At 73.3% G+C, this 24,518-nt stretch carries 25 protein-coding genes and 1 tRNA gene; 9 read left to right on the top strand and 17 right to left on the bottom strand.

The features are described from left to right. Nucleotides 1-58 precede the first annotated feature (58 nt). The 6 genes from ABZZ17_RS26025 to ABZZ17_RS26000 form a co-directional block, all read right to left on the bottom strand. On the bottom strand, nt 59-1,132 hold the full coding sequence (locus tag ABZZ17_RS26025) for an enoyl-CoA hydratase/isomerase family protein (RefSeq protein ID WP_356879044.1): 1,074 nt from the start codon (nt 1,130-1,132) through the stop codon (nt 59-61). A gap of 208 nt (nt 1,133-1,340) precedes the next feature. Continuing rightward, a complete protein-coding gene (locus ABZZ17_RS26020; protein ID WP_356879042.1) occupies nt 1,341-1,799 on the bottom strand; it encodes an ATP-binding protein in 459 nt (152 codons plus the stop codon). 89 nt (nt 1,800-1,888) lie between these two features. After that, a complete protein-coding gene (locus tag ABZZ17_RS26015) occupies nt 1,889-2,251 on the bottom strand; it encodes an STAS domain-containing protein (protein ID WP_356879040.1) in 363 nt (120 codons plus the stop codon). Between the two features lie 207 nt (nt 2,252-2,458). Next, nucleotides 2,459-2,899 carry a helix-turn-helix domain-containing protein gene (locus ABZZ17_RS26010; protein ID WP_356879038.1) on the bottom strand — a complete coding sequence of 147 codons (441 nt, stop codon included), beginning with the start codon at nt 2,897-2,899 and terminating at the stop codon, nt 2,459-2,461. 324 nt (nt 2,900-3,223) lie between these two features. Then, entirely contained in the window at nt 3,224-4,390 is a 1,167-nt protein-coding gene (locus tag ABZZ17_RS26005; RefSeq protein ID WP_356879036.1) for an MAB_1171c family putative transporter, read from the bottom strand. Between the two features lie 235 nt (nt 4,391-4,625). After that, nucleotides 4,626-4,699: transfer RNA gene (locus ABZZ17_RS26000), tRNA-Pro, on the bottom strand. 109 nt (nt 4,700-4,808) lie between these two features. Between ABZZ17_RS26000 and ABZZ17_RS25995 the strand changes: the two genes are divergently transcribed. Beyond that, nucleotides 4,809-5,288: a DUF309 domain-containing protein gene (locus tag ABZZ17_RS25995; protein ID WP_356879034.1), complete on the top strand. Its 480-nt coding sequence runs from the start codon at nt 4,809-4,811 to the stop codon at nt 5,286-5,288. Here ABZZ17_RS25995 and ABZZ17_RS25990 read toward each other — a convergent pair. From ABZZ17_RS25990 to ABZZ17_RS25975, 4 genes are read right to left on the bottom strand one after another with little or no spacing between them, the layout of a single operon-like run. Next, nucleotides 5,265-5,660 carry a VOC family protein gene (locus ABZZ17_RS25990; protein ID WP_356879032.1) on the bottom strand — a complete coding sequence of 132 codons (396 nt, stop codon included), beginning with the start codon at nt 5,658-5,660 and terminating at the stop codon, nt 5,265-5,267. The genes ABZZ17_RS25995 and ABZZ17_RS25990 overlap by 24 nt on opposite strands. Before the next feature lie 5 nt (nt 5,661-5,665). Next, nucleotides 5,666-6,325: an LUD domain-containing protein gene (locus ABZZ17_RS25985; protein WP_356879030.1), complete on the bottom strand. Its 660-nt coding sequence runs from the start codon at nt 6,323-6,325 to the stop codon at nt 5,666-5,668. Next, a complete protein-coding gene (locus ABZZ17_RS25980) occupies nt 6,322-7,950 on the bottom strand; it encodes a lactate utilization protein B (RefSeq protein WP_356879028.1) in 1,629 nt (542 codons plus the stop codon). Before ABZZ17_RS25980 ends, ABZZ17_RS25985 begins: the two co-directional genes overlap by 4 nt. Beyond that, the gene (locus tag ABZZ17_RS25975; RefSeq protein WP_356879026.1) at nt 7,947-8,702 is read right to left on the bottom strand and encodes a (Fe-S)-binding protein; all 756 of its coding nucleotides are present in this window, start codon (nt 8,700-8,702) and stop codon (nt 7,947-7,949) included. The genes ABZZ17_RS25980 and ABZZ17_RS25975 overlap by 4 nt, the downstream gene beginning before the upstream one ends. Nucleotides 8,703-8,720: 18 nt before the next feature. Here ABZZ17_RS25975 and cobF point away from each other — a divergent pair, with 18 nt between their 5' ends. Continuing rightward, nucleotides 8,721-9,473 (top strand): precorrin-6A synthase (deacetylating), encoded by a 753-nt coding sequence (gene cobF, locus ABZZ17_RS25970; RefSeq protein WP_356879024.1) that lies wholly within the window; start codon nt 8,721-8,723, stop codon nt 9,471-9,473. On the opposite strand, the gene ABZZ17_RS25965 is transcribed toward cobF, so the two are convergent. Continuing rightward, nucleotides 9,460-10,608 (bottom strand): aminotransferase class V-fold PLP-dependent enzyme, encoded by a 1,149-nt coding sequence (locus ABZZ17_RS25965; RefSeq protein WP_356879022.1) that lies wholly within the window; start codon nt 10,606-10,608, stop codon nt 9,460-9,462. The two genes, cobF and ABZZ17_RS25965, sit on opposite strands and share 14 nt — an antisense overlap. Before the next feature lie 240 nt (nt 10,609-10,848). Here ABZZ17_RS25965 and ABZZ17_RS25960 point away from each other — a divergent pair, with 240 nt between their 5' ends. Both ABZZ17_RS25960 and ABZZ17_RS25955 read left to right on the top strand, forming a co-directional pair. Beyond that, on the top strand, nt 10,849-11,751 hold the full coding sequence (locus ABZZ17_RS25960; RefSeq protein WP_356879020.1) for a hypothetical protein: 903 nt from the start codon (nt 10,849-10,851) through the stop codon (nt 11,749-11,751). After that, nucleotides 11,742-11,930 (top strand): hypothetical protein, encoded by a 189-nt coding sequence (locus ABZZ17_RS25955; RefSeq protein WP_356879018.1) that lies wholly within the window; start codon nt 11,742-11,744, stop codon nt 11,928-11,930. Before ABZZ17_RS25960 ends, ABZZ17_RS25955 begins: the two co-directional genes overlap by 10 nt. A 16-nt stretch (nt 11,931-11,946) precedes the next feature. Here the strand turns inward: ABZZ17_RS25955 and ABZZ17_RS25950 are convergent, their stop codons facing one another. Beyond that, a complete protein-coding gene (locus tag ABZZ17_RS25950) occupies nt 11,947-13,674 on the bottom strand; it encodes a glycoside hydrolase family 71 protein (protein WP_356879016.1) in 1,728 nt (575 codons plus the stop codon). Between the two features lie 496 nt (nt 13,675-14,170). Here ABZZ17_RS25950 and ABZZ17_RS25945 point away from each other — a divergent pair, with 496 nt between their 5' ends. The 3 genes from ABZZ17_RS25945 (at nt 14,171) to ABZZ17_RS25935 (ending at nt 17,307) form a co-directional block, all read left to right on the top strand. Next, nucleotides 14,171-14,704, top strand: coding sequence for a hypothetical protein (locus ABZZ17_RS25945; protein ID WP_356879014.1), 534 nt, complete (start codon nt 14,171-14,173; stop codon nt 14,702-14,704). A gap of 204 nt (nt 14,705-14,908) precedes the next feature. After that, nucleotides 14,909-16,357 (top strand): sulfatase, encoded by a 1,449-nt coding sequence (locus tag ABZZ17_RS25940; protein WP_356879012.1) that lies wholly within the window; start codon nt 14,909-14,911, stop codon nt 16,355-16,357. 83 nt (nt 16,358-16,440) lie between these two features. Continuing rightward, nucleotides 16,441-17,307 carry a formylglycine-generating enzyme family protein gene (locus ABZZ17_RS25935; RefSeq protein ID WP_356879136.1) on the top strand — a complete coding sequence of 289 codons (867 nt, stop codon included), beginning with the start codon at nt 16,441-16,443 and terminating at the stop codon, nt 17,305-17,307. 99 nt (nt 17,308-17,406) lie between these two features. Here ABZZ17_RS25935 and ABZZ17_RS25930 read toward each other — a convergent pair whose 3' ends face one another. The 3 genes from ABZZ17_RS25930 to ABZZ17_RS25920 form a co-directional block, all read right to left on the bottom strand. Further along, on the bottom strand, nt 17,407-19,626 hold the full coding sequence (locus ABZZ17_RS25930) for an NADP-dependent isocitrate dehydrogenase (RefSeq protein WP_356879010.1): 2,220 nt from the start codon (nt 19,624-19,626) through the stop codon (nt 17,407-17,409). A gap of 225 nt (nt 19,627-19,851) precedes the next feature. Continuing rightward, a complete protein-coding gene (locus ABZZ17_RS25925) occupies nt 19,852-20,205 on the bottom strand; it encodes a DUF805 domain-containing protein (RefSeq protein ID WP_356879008.1) in 354 nt (117 codons plus the stop codon). Nucleotides 20,206-20,399: 194 nt separating this feature from the next. Beyond that, nucleotides 20,400-21,215, bottom strand: coding sequence for a chitosanase (locus ABZZ17_RS25920; protein ID WP_356879134.1), 816 nt, complete (start codon nt 21,213-21,215; stop codon nt 20,400-20,402). Between the two features lie 319 nt (nt 21,216-21,534). On the opposite strand from ABZZ17_RS25920, the gene sigK reads away from it, so the two are divergent. Both sigK and ABZZ17_RS25910 read left to right on the top strand, forming a co-directional pair. Continuing rightward, the gene (gene sigK, locus ABZZ17_RS25915) at nt 21,535-22,059 is read left to right on the top strand and encodes an ECF RNA polymerase sigma factor SigK (RefSeq protein WP_356879132.1); all 525 of its coding nucleotides are present in this window, start codon (nt 21,535-21,537) and stop codon (nt 22,057-22,059) included. Then, nucleotides 22,056-22,775, top strand: coding sequence for an anti-sigma factor (locus ABZZ17_RS25910; RefSeq protein WP_356879006.1), 720 nt, complete (start codon nt 22,056-22,058; stop codon nt 22,773-22,775). The genes sigK and ABZZ17_RS25910 overlap by 4 nt, the downstream gene beginning before the upstream one ends. A gap of 58 nt (nt 22,776-22,833) precedes the next feature. Here the strand turns inward: ABZZ17_RS25910 and corA are convergent, their stop codons facing one another. Both corA and ABZZ17_RS25900 read right to left on the bottom strand, forming a co-directional pair. Continuing rightward, nucleotides 22,834-23,916, bottom strand: coding sequence for a magnesium/cobalt transporter CorA (gene corA, locus ABZZ17_RS25905; protein ID WP_356879004.1), 1,083 nt, complete (start codon nt 23,914-23,916; stop codon nt 22,834-22,836). Between the two features lie 105 nt (nt 23,917-24,021). Beyond that, the gene (locus ABZZ17_RS25900; protein WP_356879002.1) at nt 24,022-24,414 is read right to left on the bottom strand and encodes a TOBE domain-containing protein; all 393 of its coding nucleotides are present in this window, start codon (nt 24,412-24,414) and stop codon (nt 24,022-24,024) included. Nucleotides 24,415-24,518 lie beyond the last annotated feature (104 nt).

Genomic DNA, 24,518 nt, shown 5'->3' with positions numbered 1-24,518 from the left:
CGACCGGCATCCACGCCGCGCCGAAGGAGGCCCCGGCGGGACGGCCTCGCGACCCGGATCAGCCGGGGCTGACGCCGCCCCGCGGGAAGGTCAGGGCTCCGGCGCGGTCGCGGGGCGGGGCGAAGAAGCGCTCCACCTCCGCGTCCCGGACCTGCGCGAGCGCGGCCGGGGACCAGCGGGGCAGCCGGTCCTTGTCGATGACCTGGGCGCGGATGCCCTCGACCAGGTCCGGGGTGGACAGCGCGGCGGCGGACACCCGGTACTCCTGTTCCAGCACCTCCTCCAGCGAGCCCAGCTCGCGGGCCCGGCGCAGCGCGGCCAGGGTGACCTTGAGGGCGGTGGGGGACTTGGTGCGCAGTACCGAGGAGGCCTCGCGGGCGGCGGCGAGGCCGTTGCCCAGCAGCCGGGAGTGGATCTCCTCGACGGTGTCGGCGGCGTAACATCGGTCGATCCACTCCCGCTCGGCGGCCAGTTCGCCGCCGGGAACGGAAGCACCCGCGTACGGGGCCAGGACCTCCTCCGCCGGGGAGCAGGCGAGCGCGTGGGTGAGCTCGGCGAGGTGGTCGGAGGGGACGAAGAGGTCGGCGAGCCCGCACAGCAGGGCGTCGGCGGCGCCGACGGCCAGGCCGGTGAGGGCGAGGTGGGTGCCGAGTTCGCCGGGAGCCCGCGACAGGAGGTGGGTGCCGCCGACGTCGGGGACGAAGCCGATGCCGGTTTCGGGCATCGCGACGCGGGAGCGTTCGGTGACGACGCGGACGCTGCCGTGGGCCGAGATGCCGACGCCGCCGCCCATGACGATGCCGTCCATGAGGGCCACGTACGGTTTGGGGTAGCGGGCGATGCGGGCGTTGAGCCGGTACTCGTCGCGCCAGAAGTCCAGCGAGGCGGTGCCGCCGCTCTTCGCGTCGGCGTGGATCGCCCGGATGTCGCCGCCCGCGCACAGACCCCGCTCGCCCGCGCCGCGGACCAGCACCTGCCGCACGGCGGGGTCGCGCTCCCAGGCCGCGAGGGCCGCCGTCACGGTCAGCACCATGGCGTGCGTGAGGGCGTTGAGGGCCTCCGGGCGGTTGAGGGTGATCACCCCCGTGTGGCCGTGGATCTCGATCAGAACGGCGTCGTGTTCGGTCTTCACACCGGTCAGTATGGAGCTTCTGTCACCGTGCGCAAGATCGTTAAGACGCGGTCGTCAGGTCTGCCCCCGCGCCCTGGTACGGACCTACCGAACCTCCACCGTCACCCCAGGAACCGGCCCGGAAACCACCCCCGGACTGGCCGGGGAACGCCCCTTGACGACACTCTCCGAGACACCCGGCGACGACACTCTCTAGGACACCCGGCCTCTAAGACACCCGGCGCGGTGCGCCGAGGACTCCCGGGGGGCTGGGCACCTCCAGCCAGACGCACTTGCCGGACGCCCCCGGGCGCGAGCCCCAGGCGCGGGCGAGCCGCTCCACTATGAACAGCCCGTGCCCGCCGGGGCGGCCCGGCTCGGCCGGACCGCCGGGGGCGGTCGCCGGAGGGCGCGGGTTCGCGTCCGTCACCTCGATCCGCAGCCGGTCGTCCGTACAGTCCAGGACCAGGGCGCCGGGGCCGCCGCCGTGCAGACAGGCGTTGGCCACCACCTCCGAGACCAGCAGCAGGACGTCGTCGGCGGCGTCCCGCACGGCCTCCCCGTCGGCGGGCAGCCAGTGCCAGGCGGTGAGGGCGCGACGGGTGAAATCGCGGCTGCGGGAGACCGGGTCGGGGAGCCCGTCGAGGACCAGGAGCCAGTTCCGGTCCGTCGGCGCTCGCTGCTCCATGATTCTCCGACCCCTTCCCTCTTCCGTGCCCGCCCGCTCGTACCGTCCGTACCGTCCGTGGACCGGTGCCGCCCGCGGCGGCCGCACCGTCATACCGAGGGCCGGCGCAGCGCCTGTTCCACGTCGGCGTGGACCGGGAAGACCCCGTCCGCGCCGGTGATGCGGAACATCCGCGCGACCGGTCCGGTCAGTCCGGCCAGCTCCAGGGTGCCGCCGGCCTCCTGGACGGTGATCCGGCTGTGCAGCAGGGCGTTCAGTCCGGTGGAGTCGCAGAAGTCCAGCCCCGACATGTCGACCAGGAGCCGCCCGCCCCGGGCGGCCGCGGTGTCGAGGGCGTCACGCAGGGGCGGGGCCGTGTCGTGGTCCAGCTCCCCGGCGAGTGTGAGGAGGACCGCTCCCTCCACCGCCCCTACCGCGACGGTGAAGCGTTCCTTGTCCGTTCCCAGCACCATCCGGCATCACCCTTTTCGTCCTGCTGTTGCTGCGCATGCCCGCGTCACGGCGGGATATGCGCGCGGTGGCAGCGCTCCGTGCGGCCCGGAAACCCCCTGCGCGGGTGATCCGGAAGCCACCGCTCCTCACCGCGACCGTACCGGTCCGCCCGGCCCGATGGTGCACCCGCACCCGCAGGCCCGGCCGGGCGGCTCCGCGCACACCCCTCATTCGGAGCCGGACGGCTCCGTCACCGGGGGCAGGCCCTGCATCAGCCGGTACTGGTCCATGAGGGCCGTGATGGCCTTGAGGTTGTCCTTGCGCATCCCCGCCGCCCGCATCGCCACAGCCCGCACCCCCGACTGCCTGAGCGCCTCGACGACGGCGAGCTCGCCGCGCACCGACTCGGCGACCTCGTCGTCGAAGAAGTAGGCGACCGAGACGCCGAAGAAGCGGGCCAGGGCCGCCAGCAGGTCGGGCGAGGGGTTGGCCCGCTTGCCCGTCCGCAGCTGGGACAGGTACACGCCCCCCACCTTGAGGCCGGGATCGGCCCGTTTCAGTTCCTCCGCCACCTCGGCGTTGGTCCAGTGCCTGCCCTTGGGCCGGACGGTCCGGAACAGGTCGTCGAGGCGCACTGCGAGCAGGGGCCGGTCGTCGGTCGCGGTCATGGTGAAGCTCCCCCCACTCCACGGGATAGCCGTTGGCTATCCCGGAGTTTCACAGATTAGCGGTCAGTTGACAATTGTCGTGAACTCCGTCAACGTTGGCCTCGCCGATAGCTGTCAGCTAACTGGATGCACGGGGGTCATCTGGTTGGTCGTCCGGTCGCGTTCCGAGGGCACCCAAGCCCTCGGGGGGGCGCGGTACCGGAAGGCACGGGACGGGAGCCACCCGTCCGGCCCGACAGGACATCGGCGGGGGGAACGGGGGAAGCGGGGGGAACGGGAGATGCCCGCCCGGTTTGACGGGGGATGCAAACCGGGCGGGAGTTCTCAACTCGCCTTGCGGAGCTTACTGTAGGCGGCCGCGACTTGCGTGAGCCAGGCTACTTCCGCACTGAAGTTGTTCGTGTCGCGGTCGTCGAAGTCCCCGGCGTCCTTGTTGTCACGGGGGATGGTCCCCGCGCGTTTGGCGCGCAGGGCCTGTCTGATCTGCGCCGCCTCGGTGAACGCCTGCCGGAACTCCTCGCCCGCCGGCCCACCGCCGTCGCCGGCCACGGCCGGCGCCCCGCCCGTGCCGCGTTCGATGTAGGGGCGCAAGTCCCGCCACCCGTCCCGTATTTCGACGACCCGCCGGTGGAGCCGGTAGTCGAGGTCACGGACCGAGGTCCCGGGCGGCTCCAGGGCGATGTCCGGGGAGGACTCGTACAGGTCCCGCCACAGCGGGTACAGGGCCCGGTAGGACCGGTAGGACCGGGTCCACTCGACGCACCTCGTCGTCCACGGGCTCCAGCAGGACATGGTCAGGCTCAGGGAGAGGGCGACGATGCCCAGCGTGTTGATGACGGAGGCGACGGCCTCCCGCCACGCCCCGGTGTCGGCTCCGGCCGCGAGGGTGAGGACGTTGACCGTCCGGACCGCGCCGTAGACCAGCAGGATCACCGCCGCTACGGACAGCGTGCGCAGACCGTGCCGCAGCGAAGCGTTGTCGGTCATCCGGGCGTAGGGGCCGAACTGACGGACCATGGTGACGCACGGAACCGCCTGGGAGGCGATGAAGGCCAGGAGGTACACGAGGAGCAGCGGGTCACCGCTGCCGTCGAACTCCGTCGCGCACCGGCGCGGACCGTCGGCGAGGAAGAAGAGGGCCGTCAGCAGCGCGTCGAGGCCGAAGCCGGTGAGCACCCAGAAGCGCGTCTTGCGGGCCGCCTCCGCGCCGACGGCCGCCCAGCGCAGGAAGATGACCTGCGCGCTGACGCAGAGGGCGACCCCCGACAGGTGCATGAGCAGGATGGCGAGGTTGTGCACGCCCAGGAGGCTTTCGCTCCGCATGGCGACGGCGCCCATGGTGAAGGTGAGGCACTGGAACACCAGTGTCGCGATCAGGGTGCGGTACTCGCCGTCCCTCCGGCTCCGCCGCCCCTGGCAGAGCCGGTAGACGAGCGCGGCGTACGACGAGAGCGCGGCTATGACGAAGCAGACGGTTCTGATGGTGTTCACGGTGATGCTTTCCTGGGTGCCGCGGGGGCCGCGAACGGTCCAACCGGCCTTATCGGCCAGTGGCCGACGCGCCGCGTTCAAGCGGAACCGTACCCGCCGACTCTGAACGCCCCGCCACCGGGCGCCCACCCCGGACACGCGACCGGCACACCGCCCCGGCGCACCGACCCCCGAAACGACCGAAGGCCCGTTTCAGATTTCTCTGAAACGGACCCTGATCTGCGACTCTTTCGAGTCGGGACGACAGGATTTGAACCTGCGACCCCTTGACCCCCAGTCAAGTGCGCTACCAAGCTGCGCCACGTCCCGTTCATGCCTTCCACCTGGGGTTTTCCCCTCGCGGCGGGCACATGCAGAACATTACCCCACGCTGAGGGGTGAGTGTGCACGGGTAATCGGCGAGGGAGAGGATGGCCGGGTGAACGTACGGGACCGGGACGGCGAGGGCCGGGCGCGCAGTGCGCGGCCGAGGGACGGACTGGGGCGGCCGCTGCCCTACGGAGCGGCCGGGGTGGAGCGGCAGCCGGAGGGCGTGGTCCGCTCCCCCGCCGGGACGGTGACCGAGGCGCAGCGGCTGCTGGACGCCGGGATGCCCTTCCACGCGCACGAGGTGTTCGAGGACGCCTGGAAGTCGGGCCCCGAGGCGGCGGCCCCGCTGTGGCGGGCGATGGCGCAGCTGGCGGTGGGCCTGACGCACGCGGCCCGGGGGAACGCGGTCGGCGGGGCCCGGCTGCTGCGGCGGGGCGCGGCTTCCCTCGACGGGGTGCGGGAGGCGTACGGGATGGACCTGCCGGGGCTGGTCCGGTGGGCCGGGGAACTGGCCCACCGGGTGGACGGCGGGGCCGTCGTGGACGCCTCCCGGGAGGCTCCGCGGCTACGCGGCGGCGGGCTGCAGTAGGTCCCAGCGGTTGCCGTAGAGGTCTTCGAACACGGCGACGGAGCCGTACGCCTCGTGCCGCGGCTCCTCCAGGAAGCGGACGCCCTCGGCGGTCATCCGGGCGTGGTCGCGCGCGAAGTCGTCGGTGTGGAGGAAGAAGCCGACGCGGCCGCCGGTCTGGTCACCGACGCGGGAGCGCTGTGCGTCGTCCTTGGCGCGGGCGAGCAGGAGGGCGCTCTCCGCGGCGCCGGGCGGGCGGACCACGACCCAGCGGGAGCCGTCGGGGCGGGCGGTGTCCTCGGCCAGGTCGAAGCCGAGGGCGCGGGTGTAGAAGTCGATGGCCTCGTCGTAGTCGTGGACGACGAGGGCGGTGAGGGCGATGTGGGAGGGCATGGGCCCTATTGTGCGCCGAGGAGGACGACGTCCAGGGTGCGGGGGCCGTGGACGCCCTCGACCCGGTCGAGTTCGATGTCGCTGGTGGCGGAGGGTCCGGATATCCAGGTCAGCGGGCGGGCGGGGTCGAGGAGTTCCAGGGCCTGCGGGACGGAGTCGACGACCTGGCCGGGGACGCGGACCACGCAGACGTGGTGGTCGGGGATCAGGGTGATGCGGCGCCGGCCCTGGTCGGGTCCGCCGTCGAGGACGATGGTGCCCGTCTCGGCGATGGCGAGGGCGCAGCCGGTGACCACGCCCCCGGCGCGGTCCAGTTCGCGCGGGGTGGACGCGGCGCGGTCGGGGATCCGGGTGGGACCGGCGGCGGAGAGCCAGTGCGGGGGCAGGGCGGGCGGTACGAGGACGCTCTCGTGCCGGGACAGCAGCCGCGCCAGGAGCAGCGGGAGGCCGTCCTCGTCGGTGCGGTGGACCTTCGCCCGGTACTCGGTGAGGTGGGCGGCCAGCAGGTCGACGTTCTCGGCGGGGGTGCGGGCCCCGTGGACGCGGAGGTAGTCCCGCGGGATGCCCGGCTCCGGTCCGTCCGGGCCGCCCGGTCCGTCCGGGCCGCCGGCCGGTGGGGCGGTGGCCCGGCGGATGCGGGCGAGGATGCGGTCCTTGCTGCTCACGGCTGCGGGTTCTCCCGTTCTCGGGTCCACCAGTCGCGGAAGGACTCCGCCGGTACGTCGGGCAGGTCACGGGTGTCGGTCCAGGCCCGGCCGGGTCCGGGCAGGCGGCGCGGGCGCAGCCGGCGGGCCCTGGACAGCAGCCGCTCCCCCGCGCGCAGGGCGCCGGGGCGGTCGAGGAGCAGCCGGGCGGCGCGCAGGGCGGCCCGTTCGGCGGTGTGGCCGCGTACGGGCCGGATCCGTACGCGGACGCCGTCGCGGGTGACCGGGCCGCCCTGGGCGACGCGTTCGCGGAGGTGGACGAGGACCTCGGGGATGTCGATGGCGACGGGGCAGACCTCGTAGCAGGCGCCGCACAGGGTGGAGGCGTAGGGCAGGCTGGCGTCGATCTCGCTGCCGGTGCCGCGCAGTTGGGGGCTGAGGATGGCGCCGATCGGGCCGGGGTAGACGGAGCCGTAGGCGTGGCCGCCGGCGCGTTCGTAGACCGGGCAGACGTTGAGGCAGGCGGAGCAGCGGATGCAGCGCAGGGCCTGGCGGCCGGTCTCGTCGGCGAGGGTGTCGGTGCGGCCGTTGTCGAGGAGGACGAGGTGGAAGGCGGAGGGACCGTCACCGTCGGCCCCCTTCGACGGCCCCAGTCCGGTCCACATGGTCGTGTACGGGTTCATGCGTTCGGCGGTGGAGGAGCGCGGCAGGGTCTGGAGGAAGATCTCCAGGTCGCGGAAGGTGGGGACGACCTTCTCGATGCCGGCGACGGTGATCAGGGTCTCGGGGAGGGTCAGGCACATGCGGCCGTTGCCCTCGGATTCGAGGACGACCATCGTCCCGGTCTCGGCGACCATGAAGTTGGCGCCGGAGACGGCGACCTTGGCGCGCAGGAACTTCTCGCGCAGGTGCAGTCGGGCGGCTTCCGTGAGCTCGCGCGGGTCGTCGCCGAGGTCCTGCGGCGCCGGGCGGCCCCAACGGCCCATCTCGGTGCGGAAGATGTCGCGGATCTCGCCCCGGTTGCGGTGGATGGCGGGGACCAGGATGTGCGAGGGCCGGTCGTGGCCGAGCTGGACGATGAGTTCGGCGAGGTCGGTCTCGTAGGCGGCGATCCCGGCGGCCTCCAGGGCCTCGTTGAGGCCGATCTCCTGGGTGGCCATGGACTTGACCTTGACGACCTCGCGCCTTCCCGTGGCGTCGCCGCCGGTGTCGTCGTCGCCCCCGTCGGCGTCGCCCCCGTCGGCGTCGCCGGCGGCGAGGACGAGGCCGGTCACGATGCGGTTCGCCTCGTCGGCGTCCACCGCCCAGTGGACGGTGCCGCCGGCGGCGGTGACGGCGGCCTCCAGTCGCAGCAGGTAGTGGTCGAGGTGGCGCAGGGTGTGGTCCTTGACCGCCTTGCCGGCGGCGCGCAGCCGGTCCCAGTCGGGGAGTTCGGCGACGGCGCGGGCCCGTTTGTCGCGGATGGTGTGGGTGGCGTGCCGGAGGTTGCCGCGCAGCACCTCGTCCCGTACGGCCTCGCGGGCCGCGTCGGGGAAGGAGGGGAAGTCGGGGACGGACGGGGAGGCAGGGCCGGCGGGCGTGTCCGGGGAGGCGGAACGGGCCGGGAAGGCGGGCATGCCGAGGTCGGTGGCCGGGGGGCGGGTCATCGCAGCGGTTCCTCCTCGGTCGAGGCCAGGATCTCGGCCAGGTGCAGGGTGCGCAGCGGGGCTCCGGCACGGCGCAGGGTGCCGTCGAGGTGGGCGAGGCAGGAGTTGTCGGCGCCGCAGAGCACCTCGGCGCCCGTGGCCCGGGCGTTGCGGATCTTGTCGGCGGCGATGGCGGCCGAGACGTCCGCGTTCTTGAGGGCGAAGGTCCCGCCGAAGCCGCAGCACTCCTGCGCGCCGGGCAGTTCGACGAGTTCCAGGCCCTTGACGGCGGCCAGCAGCCGTCGGGGGCGGTCGCCGAGGCCGAGGGCCCGCAGGCCGTGGCAGGAGGGGTGGTAGGTGACGGTGTGCGGGAAGCAGGCGCCGACGTCGGTGACGCCGAGGACGTCGACCAGGAATTCGGTGAGCTCGTACACGCGCGGTACGAGGTCCGCGGCGAGTTCCTCCAGCCGGCCCCCGCGCCCTTCCCGGGCCGCCTCGCGGCCGATGCGCGGGTAGTGCGCGCGGATCATCGCGGCGCAGGATCCGGAGGGGGTGACCACGTACTCGTGGCCGGCGAAGGCCTCGGCGGTGCGGCGCACGAGCGGTTCGCTCTCGCGCCGGTAGCCGGTGTTGTACTGCGGCTGGCCGCAGCAGCTCTGGGCCGCGGGGAAGTCCACCTCGACGCCGAGGCGCTCCAGGAGACGGACGACGGCGATGCCGGTCCGGGGGTACAGCGCGTCGTTGACGCAGGTGACGAACAGGGCGGCACGCATGACGGGCAGAATAGCCCGGTGAAGAAGTTCTCTGTGATCGGTATCGGCGCGGGCGACCCGGACCACCTGACCCTCCAGGCGGTACGGGCGATCGGCGCGGCGGACGCGTTCCTCATCCTGGAGAAGGGGGAGGAGAAGTCGGACCTGACGGGGCTGCGGCGGGCGATGCTCGACGCGCACGCCCGGCCGGGACACCGGCTGGTGGAGGGCCGCGATCCGGACCGCGACCGCACCCCCGCCGCATACACCCCCACCGTGGACGGCTGGCGCAGTGCGCGGGCCGAGATCTTCGAGCGGTTCATCGCCGAGGACCTGGCGGAGGGCGAGACGGGCGCGTTCCTCGTGTGGGGCGACCCCTCGCTGTACGACTCGACCCTCGCGATCCTCGACGAGGTGCTGGAGCACGGGCGGGTGGCCTTCGAGCACGAGGTGGTGCCCGGCATCAGCAGCGTGTCCGCGCTCCTGGCCCGGCACCGGACCAACCTGAACCGGGTCGGCCGGCCGGTGCAGATCACCACGGGGCGCCGGCTCGCCGAGGGCTGGCCGCAGGACGTGGACGACGTGGTGGTGATGCTGGACGCCCGGCACGCCTTCACGGCCCACCTCGACCAGGACCTCTACATCTACTGGGGTGCCTACGTGGGCACCCCGGACGAGATCCTGGTCTCGGGGAAGCTGGCCGAGGTGGCCGGCCGGATCGAGGAGCTGCGGACCGAGGCGCGGGCCCGCAAGGGCTGGATCATGGACACCTACCTGCTCAGGCGCCCCTGAGGAAGGCGGGCAGGGCCGCGGCGAGGCGCTCGTACTCCTCGGCGCGGTTGTAGACCTGCCCGCAGACACGGAGGCCTCCGCCGCCGGCCCGGGGCCAGACCAGGACCCGGGTACGGAGCTTCGCGGCGAGTTCCTCGCGCATCGCCCGGGCCGCGTCCTGGGTCTCGGCGGTCCCGGGCGGCAGCAGCAGGGCGCGCAGCGGGAGGCCCTCGGTGTACGGGAGCGGGGTGAGTCCGGGGACCTCGGCGAGGAGGGCGGCTCCGTAGGCGGCCAGGGCCTGGTTGTGGGCGCGGACCCGCGCCGCGCCGAGGCGTTCGATGAGGTCGAGGCCCTCGGGGGCGGCGAGCCAGCCGGTGTAGTCGGCGGTGGCCCGGTACTCCACGGAGAGCGGGAAGCCGCGGTGGTCCTCCCAGGACGGAGTGTGGGCGCGGATCCGGGCCCGGTGGGCGGGGGCGACGGCGAGGATCGCGCTGCCGGAGGGGGCGTAGCCCCATTTGTGGAGGTTCCCGAACCAGAAGTCGGCGCCGGCGGCGATCGGCCGGGCCAGCGTGCCCGGGGTGTGGGCGCCGTCGACGACGGTGGTGATCCCGCGGGCGGCGAGGTCGGCGAGGAGCCGGGGGCCGGCGATGAGGCGGGCGGTCGGTGAGCTGACGTGGTCGAGCAGGGCCACCTTCGTGCGGGGCGTGACGGCGGCCAGTACGGCTTCGCGGACGGCGTCCTCGTCGGGGAGGAACGGGTCCAGGGCGACGGTGGTGACGGGGGCGCGGCAGGCGGCGGCCGCGACGACGGTGCCGTAGCCGTGATCGGTCACCAGGATCTCGTCGCCGTCGGCGAGGGGGACGGCGTCGAGCGCGAGGTTGGCGCCCTCGGTGGCGTTGGAGACGAAGGCGATGCCGTCGGGGTCCGCCCCGAGGTGTGCCGCGATCCGGGCCCGGGCGGCGTCGAGGCGGTCCGGGACGGAGGCGAAGAAGGCGTCGGGGTCGGCGTGCGCCTCGGCCCGCAGGGCCTCCTGGGCTTCCTGCACGGGGACCGGGACCGCCCCGTACGAGCCGTGGTTGAGGTGGGCGACGGCGGGGTCCAGCCGGAAGAGTTCCGGGCCACCGGGGAAGGCGGGCGGGGCGGACGGCTCGGTCACGGGTACCTCCGGTCGGGGTGCGGGGCGCACGGCGTGCGCGGCATCCGGATCATGCAGTCCGCCGCCCCGCCCGCGAAAGGCCAATCCCGCCGAAGTGGCCTGCGCGGACCTCCCCCACCCGCCGGGCGACACGGGACCACGTGACCCGGATCACACGAATCATGCGCGGGCGTTCTGCCGTTTCCCCCTCCTGCCGGGCCTGGAAGGTAAGAGCGAACCTCCGCCCGTGAAGGAGCACGCATGATCACGCTGCAGTCGGCCGCCCGCTGCCTCCAGTGCCTCCCCGTCCCCGTCCGCCCCGTACCCGCCGGCTGTCCGACGAGCGCCCACACCTTCGCCCTCTTCCACTTCTGGCACCAGACGCAGGGGGAGGCGTTCAGCCGGGCGATGGCCGAGGCCCTCGGGGAGATCGAGGCGGTGGCCGCCCTGCTGGACGGGAACCCGGAGGCCGCCGCGTGCGCGCACTGCCGGCGGACCGTCGCGCACTGCGTCGCCGGAATCCTGCTGGAGCTGGCCGAGCGGATCCGGACCCTGCCGACCTGGCCGGACCGTTCCGCCCTCGCGGCGGCGCTGACGGCCCGCAACGCCGCCATCGAGGGCGACCCGCTGACGGTGGACGCGTTCAGCGGAGCCTGGCTGCGCCTGCACCGGCCTGCGGACTGGCGGGAAGCCGTGGAGATGGCCCTGCTCGGCGAGTGGGTCCACGTACTGGGCGACGGCACGGCCGACTCCCCCGCACTGCTCGGCCTGCTGCGCCGGCACGTCGCGACCGAGCACGTGCACCTGCGGCCCCTGTGGGAGCGCAAGAGCCGCGGCCGGCGCACGGCCCTGCTGAGCACTCCCGTCGGCGAAGGCCTCGTTCTCGCCGATCTCCTCGTCGCTCCCGGCCTGCCGGAAGAGCTCGCCCTGGCGGACGAGTTCGGCGATCCCCGGATCGCCCCCGTGCTGCGGCGGCTGCGGGAACCGGAGGAGCGCCTCGCCCGGTCATGGGCGCGCGACGGGGAACCCTGGGCCCTGACCGCGACCGCGGCCGGGCTTCCCGAGGCGTACGGGGAACGGGTCCGGCGCAAGCTGAAGCGACTGGGCCTGCGGTACTCCGCTGCGGCCGCCGCCGCTCCGGAGGCGCGGCGGCCGTGTACGTGACGCTCCTGCCCCTCCTCGTGGCGCTGCTCCTCGTCGTCGCCACGGCCGCGGTCGGGGCCGCCGCGCTGACCCTGCTGCTGCGCCGGCCGGCCTGGTGCGCGCCGCTCGCCGGGGCCGTCGGCGCGATGACCTTCCTGCTCGCCGTCGTCGCGCTGCTGGTGACCGTGGCCCGCGACTGACCACGGGAGCCGTGCCCTACGCGCCGCGCCCGCTGGTCGCCGCGTAGTACTGGAGGTCCTGGACCTGCACGTCGTGTTCCACCGGGTACGGCAGTTCCACCTCCGTGACGGCCTTGCCGCCCCGGGTCACCTCCGCCGAGCTGGTGCCCGGCTTCAGCGGGAGCAGCTCGGCGTGGAGGCCGGCCGGTGCCCGGTGCTCGCCCTTGGCGGGGCCCACGGCCGTACGGACCGTCGCCGCCTCCTTCAGGAAGCTGAGGACCTCCACCGTGTCCCGGGGGGCGGCGCTGCCCTTGCGCAGGTTCATCACCAGCGACTGGTCGCCGGCCGGGTCGGCGGAGGCGAACTGGGTGCGGGAGGTCAGGTACAGGGTGTCCCGGACGATCTTCGGCCAGTCGCCGGTCTTGAACCGGGTCAGGTAGTACGAGGTCAGGTCCAGGTAGGTGTGCCCGTTGTGCAGGGAGGGCGCGAACTGGCTGCCCTCCGAGTAGTCGTTCCAGGTGGTCAGCTGCACCCAGTCGGCGCCGTCGTCGATGGCGTGCGTCCAGGTGGAGCGGAGCGTCGCGGTGTTGCCGGCCTCGTCGTAGACGCCCTGGTTGGGGCGGGCGTCCTGCACCGAGACCGGCTGCATCCAGATCTTGCCCATGTCGTGGGCCCGCGCGACGTCGCGGGTGGAGCTCTCCTGGCCAACGTACGAGCGGCTGCCCCACTCGGAGAAGCCGTAGCTGATCGGGGCGAACTCGCCGTTGTGCGCGCCGAAGTCGAGGAAGAGGGGGACGAACGCGGTGCGGATGCCGTGCTTCGAGCGGAGGGTGTCGATGACCCGGGTCCACCAGGCCACGTCCTTGGCCTCGGCCTTGAAGGGGGCGACGACCAGCCGGCCGTCGGCGAGGCGGTGCGCGGCGGGGGCCTTGCCGAGGGCGGCGACGGCGTCGGCGAGGACGGCGGGGTCGTCGGTCTTCAGCGAGGTCATGTCCGGCATCAGCATGATCTTGAAGCCGGGGTCGACCGAACGGGCCGCCTCCATCAGGAGGTTGGACCGTTCCCAGTTCTTCCCGGTGAGGGAGAGCATGTCGAGGGTAAAACCGTCGATGCCGGCGTCGCGGGCGGTGCGCACCTCCTGGCGGAGGTTGGCCAGCTCCCAGTTGCCCTCCTTGGGCTGGACGGGCAGCGGGCGGTCGCGCAGCAGGCCGCCGTAGCGCTCGTGCTTGCCGCTCTCGCCGTCCGGGTTCAGGTAGTTGCGCGTGTAGTAGTCGCCGTCGGCGCTCGCGTTGTCCAGGGACAGCGGGTACGGGGTGAAGTAGTGGGCGAACACCAGCTTGCGGCCCGCGTCGCCCGAGCGCAGGGCCGCGGGCTGCGGCAGGTCGAAGGGGAGGGCGCCGGCGGGGCGCGCTTCGCCTCGGCCGGCCTGCCCCCCGCCGGTACCGGGGACCTCGGGCCCGTCGCCGCCGTCCCCCGGGGTCGCGCTCGGTCCGGGCGCCGGCGTGGCGGAGGCGTCGGGGGTGGCGGGGCCGCCGGGCCCGGTGGACCAGGGCACGTTGATGTCGGGCGCCGAGCGCTGCCGGGCGGCGCCGGCCGCGAAGGGGTCCCAGGCGATGCCGGTGGCGGCGCAGACGCCGACGAGGAAGAAGGCGGACAGCAGGAGGGCCAGCAGGGCCTTGAGCCCGCGCCGGCCGCGGCGCCGCCGGTGCCCTAAGGGCCGCGCCCGCCCGTCCGTGCGCCGGTCCGCTCGCCGGTCCGCTCTCATCGTGGGGCCCCTCCCTGGAATATGCCCCGCCGACGGGGCTGCACAGCAGTAGAGCCGATTCCCGGCGCCCGGACAACCGTTCGCCACGAGCCCGGGCCCGGCACGTACGTCACCGGGACCACGGGAACTACGCCGACCGCTTTGCCGGGGCTCACGCCTCCCCGGCCGCCGCGGCCTTGGCGCACCGGAGCGGTGGCGCGTGCCCGGGGTCGCGCGCACGCATCCGCAACGCTTTGCACCGCGGTCCGGCGTGCGGCTTCGCGGAGGTCCGGCCCCCGCCGGGGCCGCCCCCGCGCGGCGCCCGGCACCGCCGCGTCCGTCGTCTACGCGCACTCCGCCATCCGGCCGACCGGGGGCACGTACGGACCGGGCCCGTCAGCGCGGCCCGCCCGCCCCGAGGCGCCCTCGGCGGGGCGGCGGGTACCGGTCCGCACGGGCCTGTACGGAATGCGACATTCCCCTGGTCATGCGTTGGAATTGGCGCATAATCGTCGTCATGCGGCTCGAAGCATCCCTGTGGCCGCACCTGGTCACGCATGCAATGGGGGGCATCGTGCCGATGGGGGAATCCACACCGTCCGGCCGGGCCGGATCCGCCGGAACACTGCCGGCCACGTCCACCGAGCTGTCCGTCCTGCTCACCGCCGTACGACGGGGCCGGGTGCTCACCGTCACCGGCCGGTTCCGCGAACCGCGGAGCCTGCTGGTCCGGGACGTCGCACGCCGGCTCTCGTCGAACTTCTGCGACGGAACCGCCGTCGTCACCGCCGGGCCCGACGGAAGCGTCCGCGAACTGGTGGACGCGCTCGGCTGCCTGCCCGGCATGCCCTTCCTGCCCTGCGGGACGGCGAACGCCGCCTCGTGGCTCGCGGAACGGGACATGCTCCTCGTGCTCGACGACTGCGACCGGCTGGGCCCGTGGGCCCTGGAGTGGCTGCGCGGGCTCCTCGCCGTCGCGCCCGGACTACGGGTCCTGGCCGCCGGACGCCACCCCCTGGCCGTCGGCCAGGGCCGGGTGCACCGGCTCTGACCGCCGCGCGCACCCACCCGCCCGGCACACGCGTCACATGCCCGGCACACGCGCGGCACACGGCCGCCACAGCACTGACATACCGGGTCCATTGAGTGGAGCGGCCCCGGATCCTAGGGTCTGACCTGCGGGTTTCGGCGGCCACGGCCGGCCGTGAGCCCCCGTACGTACGTCACCTTGCCCCGCACGTACAGGAGACCCTTCGTGAGCGAGCACCCCAGCACGCCCCGGTCCGGCACGCCCCGCGTCAGCCCGCCCCGCGCCGGCGCGGTCGGACGGCGCGGCTTCCTCGCCGGCGCGGCCGCCGTGGCCGCCTCCGCCGCCGGCCCGGCCGCCCTCGCGCAGGCGGCCCCGGCCGGCCCCGGGACGGCCGCCGCCCGGCCCAACGTCCTGCTGATCGTCACCGACGACCACCCCAAGCACACCGAGTGGGCCCTCCCCCAGACCATCGCCTGGCTCGGCGGCCAGGGCGTCACCTTCACCCACGGGCACTCCGCGACCCCGCTGTGCGCGCCCTCGCGTTCGTCCGTGTTCTCCGGGAAGCACGCCCACCACCACGGCGTCCGCAACAACGCCGCCTCGCACAGCCTCGACCAGTCCACGACCGTGCAGCGCCACCTGGCACAGGCCGGCTACCGCACCGGCCTGTTCGGCAAGTACCTCAACTCCTGGGCGCTGGAGGACAATCCGCCGCACTTCGAGGAGTGGGCGCTGCTCCAGCCCGGTTACAACGACGCCCGCTGGAACGTCGACGGCACCGTGCGGCGGATCGACGGCTACACCACCAACATCATCAGGAAGAAGACCCTCGCCTTCCTCGACAAGGCGGCCACCGACACCCGCCCGTGGTTCGCGTACGTGACCCCGTACGCCTCCCACGCGCCGAACGTCCCGGCCCCCAAGTACGCCGAGACCCCCGTGCCCGCCTGGAACGGCCGCCCGTCCGTCCCGGAGGCCGACCGCTCCGACAAGCCCCCGTACATCCGTGACGCCACGGCCACCCTCGACGACGCGCGGGAGCTGCGCACCCGCCAGCTGCGCAGCCTGCTGTCGGTGGACGACACCGTGCAGGCGATCCGCGACCGGCTGGCGGCGACCGGGCAGCTGGAGAACACGCTGGTCATCTTCACCGGGGACAACGGCTACACCTGGGCCGACCACGGCTGGCTGAAGAAGTCCGTGCCCTACTCCCCCGCCCACGAGGTGCCCTTCTACCTGTCCTGGCCGGCCGGCGGCCTCGGTTCGGGAACCACCGACGGCCGGATCGTCGCCAACATCGACATCGCGCCCACCATCCTCGACGCGGCCGGGATCGCCCGGCCCGCCGGACAGGACGGCCGGTCCCTGCTGGGCACGGCCTCCCGCGACCACCTCCTGGTCCAGTGGTGGAAGCAGGGCGCGGGCGGCACCGGGCCGCACACCTGGGCCTCGTACGTGGCCAAGGACAAGCAGTACACGGAGTACTACGACCTGCACACCGACGCGACGGGGGCGGTCTCCGGCACCGGACAGGTCACCTTCCGCGAGTACTACGACCTGGCGGCCGACCCCCACCAGCTGCGGAACCTGCTCCACCAGGCCACCCCGCAGCAGGAACAGGCCCTCGGCATACCGGCGCTCGCGGCCCGGCTGGCCGCCGACCGCGCCGGCTGATCCCCGTACCGGCCCCCACCCAGGAGACAACCGTGCCACCGAAGCCCTGCTGCACCCCCGCCCGCGAACCCGCCGCCCTCACCCTGGCGCCGCCACGGCGGGAGCCGGCGGCGCACCCGGCGGCGGGCCGGGCCGCGCGCGGTCTCCTCGAACTCCCGGGCGGCCGCTTCCTGATGGGGACCGAGGACCCGGACGGGTTCCCGGCGGACGGCGAGGGGCCGGTCCGGGAGGCGGTGGTCGGGGCGTTCCGCATCGCCCCGACCACCGTCACCAACGCGCAGTTCGCCTCGTTCGTGAAGGCCACCGGTCACGTCACCGAGGCGGAGTCCTTCGGCTTCAGCTTCGTCTTCGCCGGCTTCCTGGACGCCGAACTCGCGGCGCTCTCACCGGCCGTGGCGGGAACGCCCTGGTGGCGGGCGGTCTCCGGCGCCGACTGGCGCCGGCCCGAAGGGCCCGGCTCCTCGTTCGCTGCCCGCCAGAACCATCCCGTGGTCCACGTGTCCTGGAACGACGCCCAGGCGTACTGCGCCTGGTCCGGGACCCGGCTGCCCACGGAGACCGAGTGGGAGTACGCGGCGCGCGGCGGCCTGGAGCAGCGCCGGTACCCGTGGGGGGACGAACTCCGCCCGGACGGGCGGTACATGTGCAACATCTGGAACGGTGACTTCCCCCGGCACAACACCCGTGCCGACGGGTACGCGGGCACGGCTCCCGCCACCTCGTTCCGGCCCAACGGGTACGGGCTCTACAACACGGTGGGCAACGTGTGGGAGTGGTGCGCCGACCGGTTCGCGCCGGCGGGCCCGGAGCGGGCGATGCGGGGCGGCTCGCACATGTGCCACGACTCGTACTGCAACCGCTACCGCGTCGCGGCCCGCACCCGCAACACCCCGGACAGCTCCGCGGGCAACATCGGCTTCAGGGTGGCCGGCGAGGCCGCCCCGTCCTGATCCGGAGCGGGTGCGGGTACGGGTCCGCCCCGGCCGGGCGTGGTGCCGGCCGGGGCGGATCCGCGTTCACGCGTCCCGGGGTGACCCGGGATCCGGGGTTCAGCCCAGGATCGCGAGCGCCTGGTTCAGGGTCTCGGACGGGCGCATGACCGCCGAGGCCTTGGCCGCGTCGGGCTGGAAGTACCCGCCGATGTCGGCCGGGGAGCCCTGGACGGCGATGAGCTCGGAGACGATGGTCTGCTCCTGCTCGGCCAGCGTCTTGGCGAGGGCGCCGAAGGCGGCGGCCAGCTCGGCGTCGTCGGTCTGCTTGGCCAGCTCCTGCGCCCAGTACAGGGCGAGGTAGAAGTGGCTGCCGCGGTTGTCGATGCCGCCCAGCTTGCGGCTCGGCGACTTGTCCTCGTTGAGGAAGGTGCCGGTGGCGCGGTCCAGGGTGTCGGCCAGCACCTGGGCGCGGGCGTTGCCGGTGGTGGTCGCGAGGTGCTCGAAGGAGACGGCCAGCGCGAGGAACTCGCCGAGCGAGTCCCAGCGCAGGTAGTTCTCCTTGACGAGCTGCTGCACGTGCTTCGGGGCGGAGCCGCCGGCGCCGGTCTCGAAGAGGCCGCCGCCGTTCATCAGCGGGACGACCGACAGCATCTTGGCGCTGGTGCCCAGCTCCAGGATCGGGAAGAGGTCGGTCAGGTAGTCGCGCAGCACGTTGCCGGTCACCGAGATGGTGTCCTCGCCGCGGCGGATGCGCTCCAGGGAGTACGCGGTGGCCTCGACCGGGGACAGGATCTCGATGGTGAGACCGTCGGTGTCGTGGTCGGCGAGGTACGTCTTGACCTTGGCGATCAGCTGCGCGTCGTGCGCGCGGCCCTCGTCCAGCCAGAAGACGGCCGGGACGCCGGTGGCGCGGGCGCGGGTGACGGCGAGCTTGACCCAGTCCTGGATCGGCGCGTCCTTGGTCTGGCAGGCGCGGAAGATGTCGCCCTTGGCGACCTCCTGCTCCAGGACCGTGGTGCCCGCGGCGTCGACGAGGCGGACGGTGCCCGCGTCGGCGATCTCGAAGGTCTTGTCGTGGCTGCCGTACTCCTCGGCCTTCTGGGCCATGAGGCCGACGTTCGGCACCGAGCCCATCGTGGACGGGTCGTACGCGCCGTGCGCGCGGCAGTCGTCGACGACGACCTGGTAGACGCCGGCGTAGCTGCTGTCCGGGAGGACCGCGAGGGTGTCGGCCTCGGCGCCGTCCGGGCCCCACATGTGGCCGGAGGTGCGGATCATGGCCGGCATCGAGGCGTCGACGATGACGTCGGACGGGACGTGCAGGTTGGTGATGCCCTTGTCGGAGTCGACCATGGCGAGGGCGGGGCCCTCGGCGATCTCGGCGTCGAAGGAGGCCTTGATCGCGTCGCCCTCGGGCAGCGCGGCCAGGCCGTTGAGGATGGTGCCGAGGCCGTCGTTCGGGGACAGGCCGGCGGCGGCGAGGGTCTCGCCGTAGCGCGCGAAGGTCTTCGGGAAGAAGGCGCGGACCACGTGACCGAAGATGATCGGGTCGGAGACCTTCATCATCGTGGCCTTGAGGTGCACGGAGAACAGGACGCCCTCGGCCTTGGCCCGCTCGATCTGGTCGTTCAGGAAGGTGCGCAGGGCGTCGACGTGCAGGACGGACGCGTCCACGACCTCACCGGCGAGGACCGGTACGGACTCGCGCAGCACGGTGGTGGTGCCGTCGGCGGCGACGTGCTCGATGCGGAGCGTGCCGGCCTCGGAGATCACGGCGGACTTCTCGGTGGAGCGGAAGTCGTTCTCGCCCATGGTGGCGACGTTCGTCTTCGACTCGGAGGTCCAGGCACCCATGCGGTGCGGGTGCGCCTTGGCGTAGTTCTTCACCGAGGCGGGGGCGCGGCGGTCGGAGTTGCCCTCGCGCAGGACCGGGTTGACGGCGCTGCCCTTGACCTTGTCGTAGCGGGCGCGGATCTCCCGCTCCTCGTCGGTCTTCGGGTCGTCCGGGTAGTCCGGGAGCGCGTAGCCCTGGCCCTGGAGCTCGGCGACCGCGGCCTTCAGCTGCGGGATCGAGGCCGAGATGTTGGGAAGCTTGATGATGTTGGCTTCGGGGGTCTTCGCCAGTTCGCCGAGCTCGGCGAGGGCGTCGGCGATCCGCTGGCTCTCCTCGAGGTGCTCGGGGAAGCTGGCGATGATCCGACCGGCCAGGGAGATGTCACGGGTCTCGACATTCACACCGGCCGTCGACGCGTAAGCCTGGATCACAGGCAGGAAGGAATACGTCGCGAGGGCCGGGGCCTCGTCAGTGTGCGTGTAGATGATGGTCGAGTCAGTCACCGGATGCTCCGCTCCACAGTCTGCGTCTCTCGTCTGCAACATTGCTCGACATCAAGATATCTCGTGATCGGGCCGGTCTGGACAGCCCCCTGCCCCAAGTGGGGCGAGACGCGTGTCACCCTCGCGCGCACGGGGACCGGAAGGACGGGGGAACCGGGGCGGGAACGACGAAGGCGCCGCCGTCGACCGCGGGCGGTCGGCGGCGGCGCCGGGCGGCGCGGCGGTTCAGGCGTGGATCGCCTTGGGGCTCGCGCCGTACTGGTTCGGGCCGGCGTCGCCCTCGGTGGCCATGAGGACGATCATCCAGATCCATCCGACGAACGGGATCAGGCTGATCAGGTACCACCATCCGGACTTGCCGGTGTCGTGGAGGCGCCGGACGCTCAGGCCGAGCGTCGGGAGGAAGACGGCCAGGCTGTAGATCCAGGTGAGGACCGGGTAGCTCCCCAGGAGGAAGTCGACGACCATGAGGACGACGACGACGGGGATGGTGCACAGGACGAACATCCAGTATTCCTGGCGGCGCGATCGGCCGTTGAAGTCCGCGTAGCGCTTGATGACGTCGACGTAGTAGTTCACGAGTCCCCCCTAAGGACGGCATCGACGGCCCCGCCCACCGGAAAGGGGGCCGGGCCGGAGTTATGCCCTCACGGCGGCGTTCCCAAGCCATTTCCGAGCATCAGAAATGGCCACCACCCTTGGTTTCAAAGGGAGTTGGGCGGCCCGTCGGCGCCAGGGCGGGGAGGGGGCGCCCCGGGGCCGACGGTGGCGGGTCAGCCGATGTGGAAGGAGTCGCCGTAGACCTTCCAGTCGAGGGGCGTGTCGAGGTTCAGGTTGCCCTTCTTCAGGAAGACCCGCTGGGCGGTGTCGACGCGGCTGGTGTCGCTGTGCGCCTCCTCCTGCCTCATCGCCCACACGCGGGCGTCGAGGAAGGCGTTCAGCCAGGCGGTCTCGTTGCCGCCCTGGGCCGGGGGCTTGGCCTTGGCGAGGGCGCGCCCCCGGATGCTGCGGAAGCTCGTGGAGTCGCCGCCGTCCCCGTGCATGACGATGGCGTCGTAGTAGATGAACTGGCCGAGGGTGCCCACGCCGTCGGCCTTGCCCTGCTTGACGGAGGGGTTGAAGTAGACCCGGTCGCGTTCGCGGTCCTGGGCCTTCTTGAACTCGGCGTCCTGGGCGGCCTTGGCCCAGTCCCCGGTGAAGTCGGGGTCGAGGCCGGCGTGCGAGTCGCTGCCGTCGACCTCGCGCAGGGCGGGCAGGTACCTGGCGAGCACGTTCCCCGGCTTGACCTGCGTGTAGTGCTCGACGAGGTCGAGCATGTCGCCGGTGCCGGAACAGAAGCCGATGATCCCGGCGGTGTAGCCGCGGCCGTCGCCTATGTCCTCGATGTACTTGTACTGCGCCTTCCAGTCCAGCGAGGAGTTCTCCGCGCTGGAGACGATCCGCATGGCGATGTCCTTCTTCGCCGGGTCGTCGAGTCCGGTGGCGGCGGCCGGGGCGGCCGTCACGGGGGCGGGCGCCGGGGCGGCGGTGGCGTGCGCCGCGGCCGGAGCCGCGAGCAGGGCCGCGCCGAGCAGGGCGCCGATCGTCATCGTCTTGCGGTGAGGGGTGAACACAAGGCCTCCGTACGGTGGTTGAGGCTTCCCGATTCCGTTAGGAAACTTTCCTACCAGACATCGGGGGGTGCGGGAACACCCCCGGGAAACATCCGCGGAAGAAACCAATCCGCACCCGCCCCCGGCTCCGAACTCCTCCATGACCGCCGCCGCCACCCTCCCGGAGGACCGCCATGACCCGTACGCGACCGCCGCGACCGCGCCCCGCACGGCACGGGCGGAGGGGGTGCGCGTGAGGCAGTCCATCCCCTTCGGCGCCCCGCGGGAACGGTCCGCGCCCGAGCTCCCGGCCCTGATGGAACGCGTCGCCCGCGGCGACCAGGACGCCTTCGCCACCCTGTACGGCGCGATAGCGGGCCCGGTCCTCGGCATCGTCGTCAAGGTCCTCCGGGACCGGGCGCAGTCCGAGGAGGTGGCCCAGGAGGTCCTGATCGAGGTCTGGCGGCAGGCCCCGCGCTACCGCCCGGACAAGGGCGCGGTGATGACCTGGGTGCTGACCATCGCGCACCGCCGCGCCGTGGACCGGGTCCGCTCGGCCCAGGCCGCGACCGCCCGCGAGCGCAACACGGCGTCGCGCGAGCACGCCCGCCCGTACGACGAGGTGAGCGAGCAGGTGGAAACCCGGCTGGAAGGCGAACAGGTACGCCGCTGCGTGCGCGGCCTGACCGAACTCCAGCGCCAGGCCGTCAGCCTCGCCTACTACGGCGGGCTGACCTACCGCGAGGTCGCCGAGACGCTGAACACCCCGCTGCCCACCGTCAAGACGCGGCTGCGCGACGGGCTGATCCGGCTGCGCGACTGCATGGGGGTCACCGCATGAGCCGGACCGGCACGCACGCCGAACAGCTGCACGCGCTCTCCGGCGCCTACGCCCTGGACGCCCTCGACCACGGCGAACGGGACGCCTTCGAGCGGCACTTGGAGCGGTGCGCCCTGTGCACCCAGGACGTACGGGAGTTCGCGGCGACCGCGGCCCGGCTGGGTTCGGCGGTGGCCCTGCCCGTCCCGCCCGGGATGCGGGAGGCGGTCCTCGCCCGGATCGACGGGGTCCGCCAGCTGCCGCCGGCGCGGCGGGGCATCGTGGCCCTGCGCCGCCGGGCGCTGCCGCTGGCCCTCGCGGCCTGCCTGGCGGGGTCGGTGGTCCTCGGCGGCACGGCGCTGCGCGAACACCGGCAGGCGCAGCGGACCGCGAGCGCCCTCCAGCACCTGACGGAGGTGCTGGCCGCGCCGGACGCCCGTACGGTCTCCACCCGCCCGGGATCCGCCATGACGGGGAAGGTGGTGGTGTCCGCGTCGCACGACCGGGCGGCCTTCCTCGGTTCCGGGCTGCCCGCCGCTCCGCCGGGCCGGACCTACCAGCTGTGGTTCGCCGACGGGTCCGTGATGCGCCCGGCCGGGCTGCTCCGCGCGGACGGCGCCGCCGTGCTGAGGGGCCCCGTGGGCCGGGCGACGGCGGTCGGCCTCACGCTGGAGCCGGCGGGCGGCTCGGAGCAGCCGACGAGCCCCCCGCTGATGCTGCTGGCCCTGGGCCGCTGAAGACGTCCCGCCCCCGACCGCCGGGCGGGGGCGGGGGCGGGCGGCCGGGCCGGCGGCGTCAGAGCCAGCCGTTGCGGCGGAAGCCGCGGTGGATGGCGAAGCAGGCGATCACCATGACGCCGACGACCAGCGGGTAGCCGTACGTCCAGTGCAGTTCGGGCATGTGGTCGAAGTTCATGCCGTAGACGCCGCAGACCATCGTGGGGACGGCGACGATCGCCGCCCAGGCGGTGATCTTGCGCATGTCCTCGTTCTGGGCGACCGTCACCTGCGCGAGGTGCGCCTGGAGGATGGAGTCCAGGAGGCCGTCGTAGGCGCCGATCTGCTCGGTGGCCCGGGTCAGGTGGTCGGCCACGTCGCGGAAGTACGCGCGGATCTCCGGCGGGATGACCGGTATCGGCTGCGTGGCCAGCTGTTCGAGTGGCCGGCCGAGCGGGGCGACCGCCCGCCGCAGTTCCAGGAGTTCCCGCTTGAGCTGGTAGATGCGGCCCGCGTCGCCGCGGCCGCCGTACTCGCTGAACACGGCCGTCTCCACGGCGTCCATGTCGCTCTGCACGGCGTCCGTCACGGCCACGTAGTCGTCGACGACGTGGTCCGCCATGGCGTGCAGCACCGCGGCCGGCCCCTTCGCCAGCTGCTCCGGCTCGGTTTCGAGGGCCTCGCGGACCGGGCCGAGGGTGCCGCGACCGCCGTGCCGGATGGTGATGACGAAGTCCACCCCGACGAAGGCCATCATCTCGCCGGTCTCGACGACCTCGCTGGTCGCCGTGAGTTCCTCGTGCTCGACGTAGCGCACGGTCTTGAAGACGGCGAAGAGGGTGTCGTCGTAGCGCTCCACCTTGGGCCGCTGGTGCGCGTTGACGGCGTCCTCGACGGCGAGCGGGTGCAGGCCGAAGAGCGCGGCCAGCCCGGCCAGCTCCTCCTGCGAGGGCTCGTGCAGGCCGATCCAGACGAAGCCCTCGCCGCTCTTGCGGACCCGGCGCAGGGCCTCTTCGGCCTCCGCGCAGCCGTCCTGGCGGATGCCGTCCACGTAGACGACGCAGTTGACCACGGCGCTGCCGAGCGGGGAACGGGCGGGGTGGCTGAGGTCGACGGCCCGCCGGTAGCCGCGGCGCACGGCCCGGCGCAGGTTGCTGAACATGGACAACGGCGTACTCCCCTTCGGCGGATCAGCGGCCAGTCTGCCACCGCCCCGGCGCCGCCCCGGCCACCCCCGCCCGCGCCACCGGTCCCGCCGGCGCGGGAGTCAGCCGCGGTCGACGAAGACGTCGGTCGACTTCACCCGGGCGGTGGCCCGCGCGCCCACCTCCAGGCCGAGTTCCTCGACGGCCTCCCGTGTGAGGAGGGACACGATCCGGTGCGGGCCCGCCTGGATCTCGACCTGGGCCTCCACGTCGCCGAGCCGTACGGCGGTGACGATGCCGGGGAAGGAGTTGCGCACCGAGGTGTACGGGGCTTCCTCGGCCTCCGTGTCCTCTCGTGCGGCCTCCACGCAGAAGGCGGCCAGGTCCGGCCCGTCGACGATGCGCCGGGATCCTTCGCGACGGGTGGGGAAGCGGTCGGCGTCGGCCCACCGCCGGGCGGTGTCGACGCTGACGCCCAGCAGCCGGGCCGCCTGGCCGATCGTGTAGGACTGCATGGCGGAAGCCTAGTGCCGTGGCCGGGAAGGTGTGCCGGGTCGCGGCGTCCGGTGCGGTGCATCTCAAGGCGGAGGGCCGCGGCTCGTACTGGACGTACCTCCGT

The organism is Streptomyces sp. NPDC006512, assembly GCF_040611935.1.
Taxonomy (GTDB): domain Bacteria; phylum Actinomycetota; class Actinomycetes; order Streptomycetales; family Streptomycetaceae; genus Streptomyces.
The sequence above is the reverse complement of the archived record's forward strand: the minus strand, read 5'-3'. Positions and strand labels throughout refer to the sequence as shown.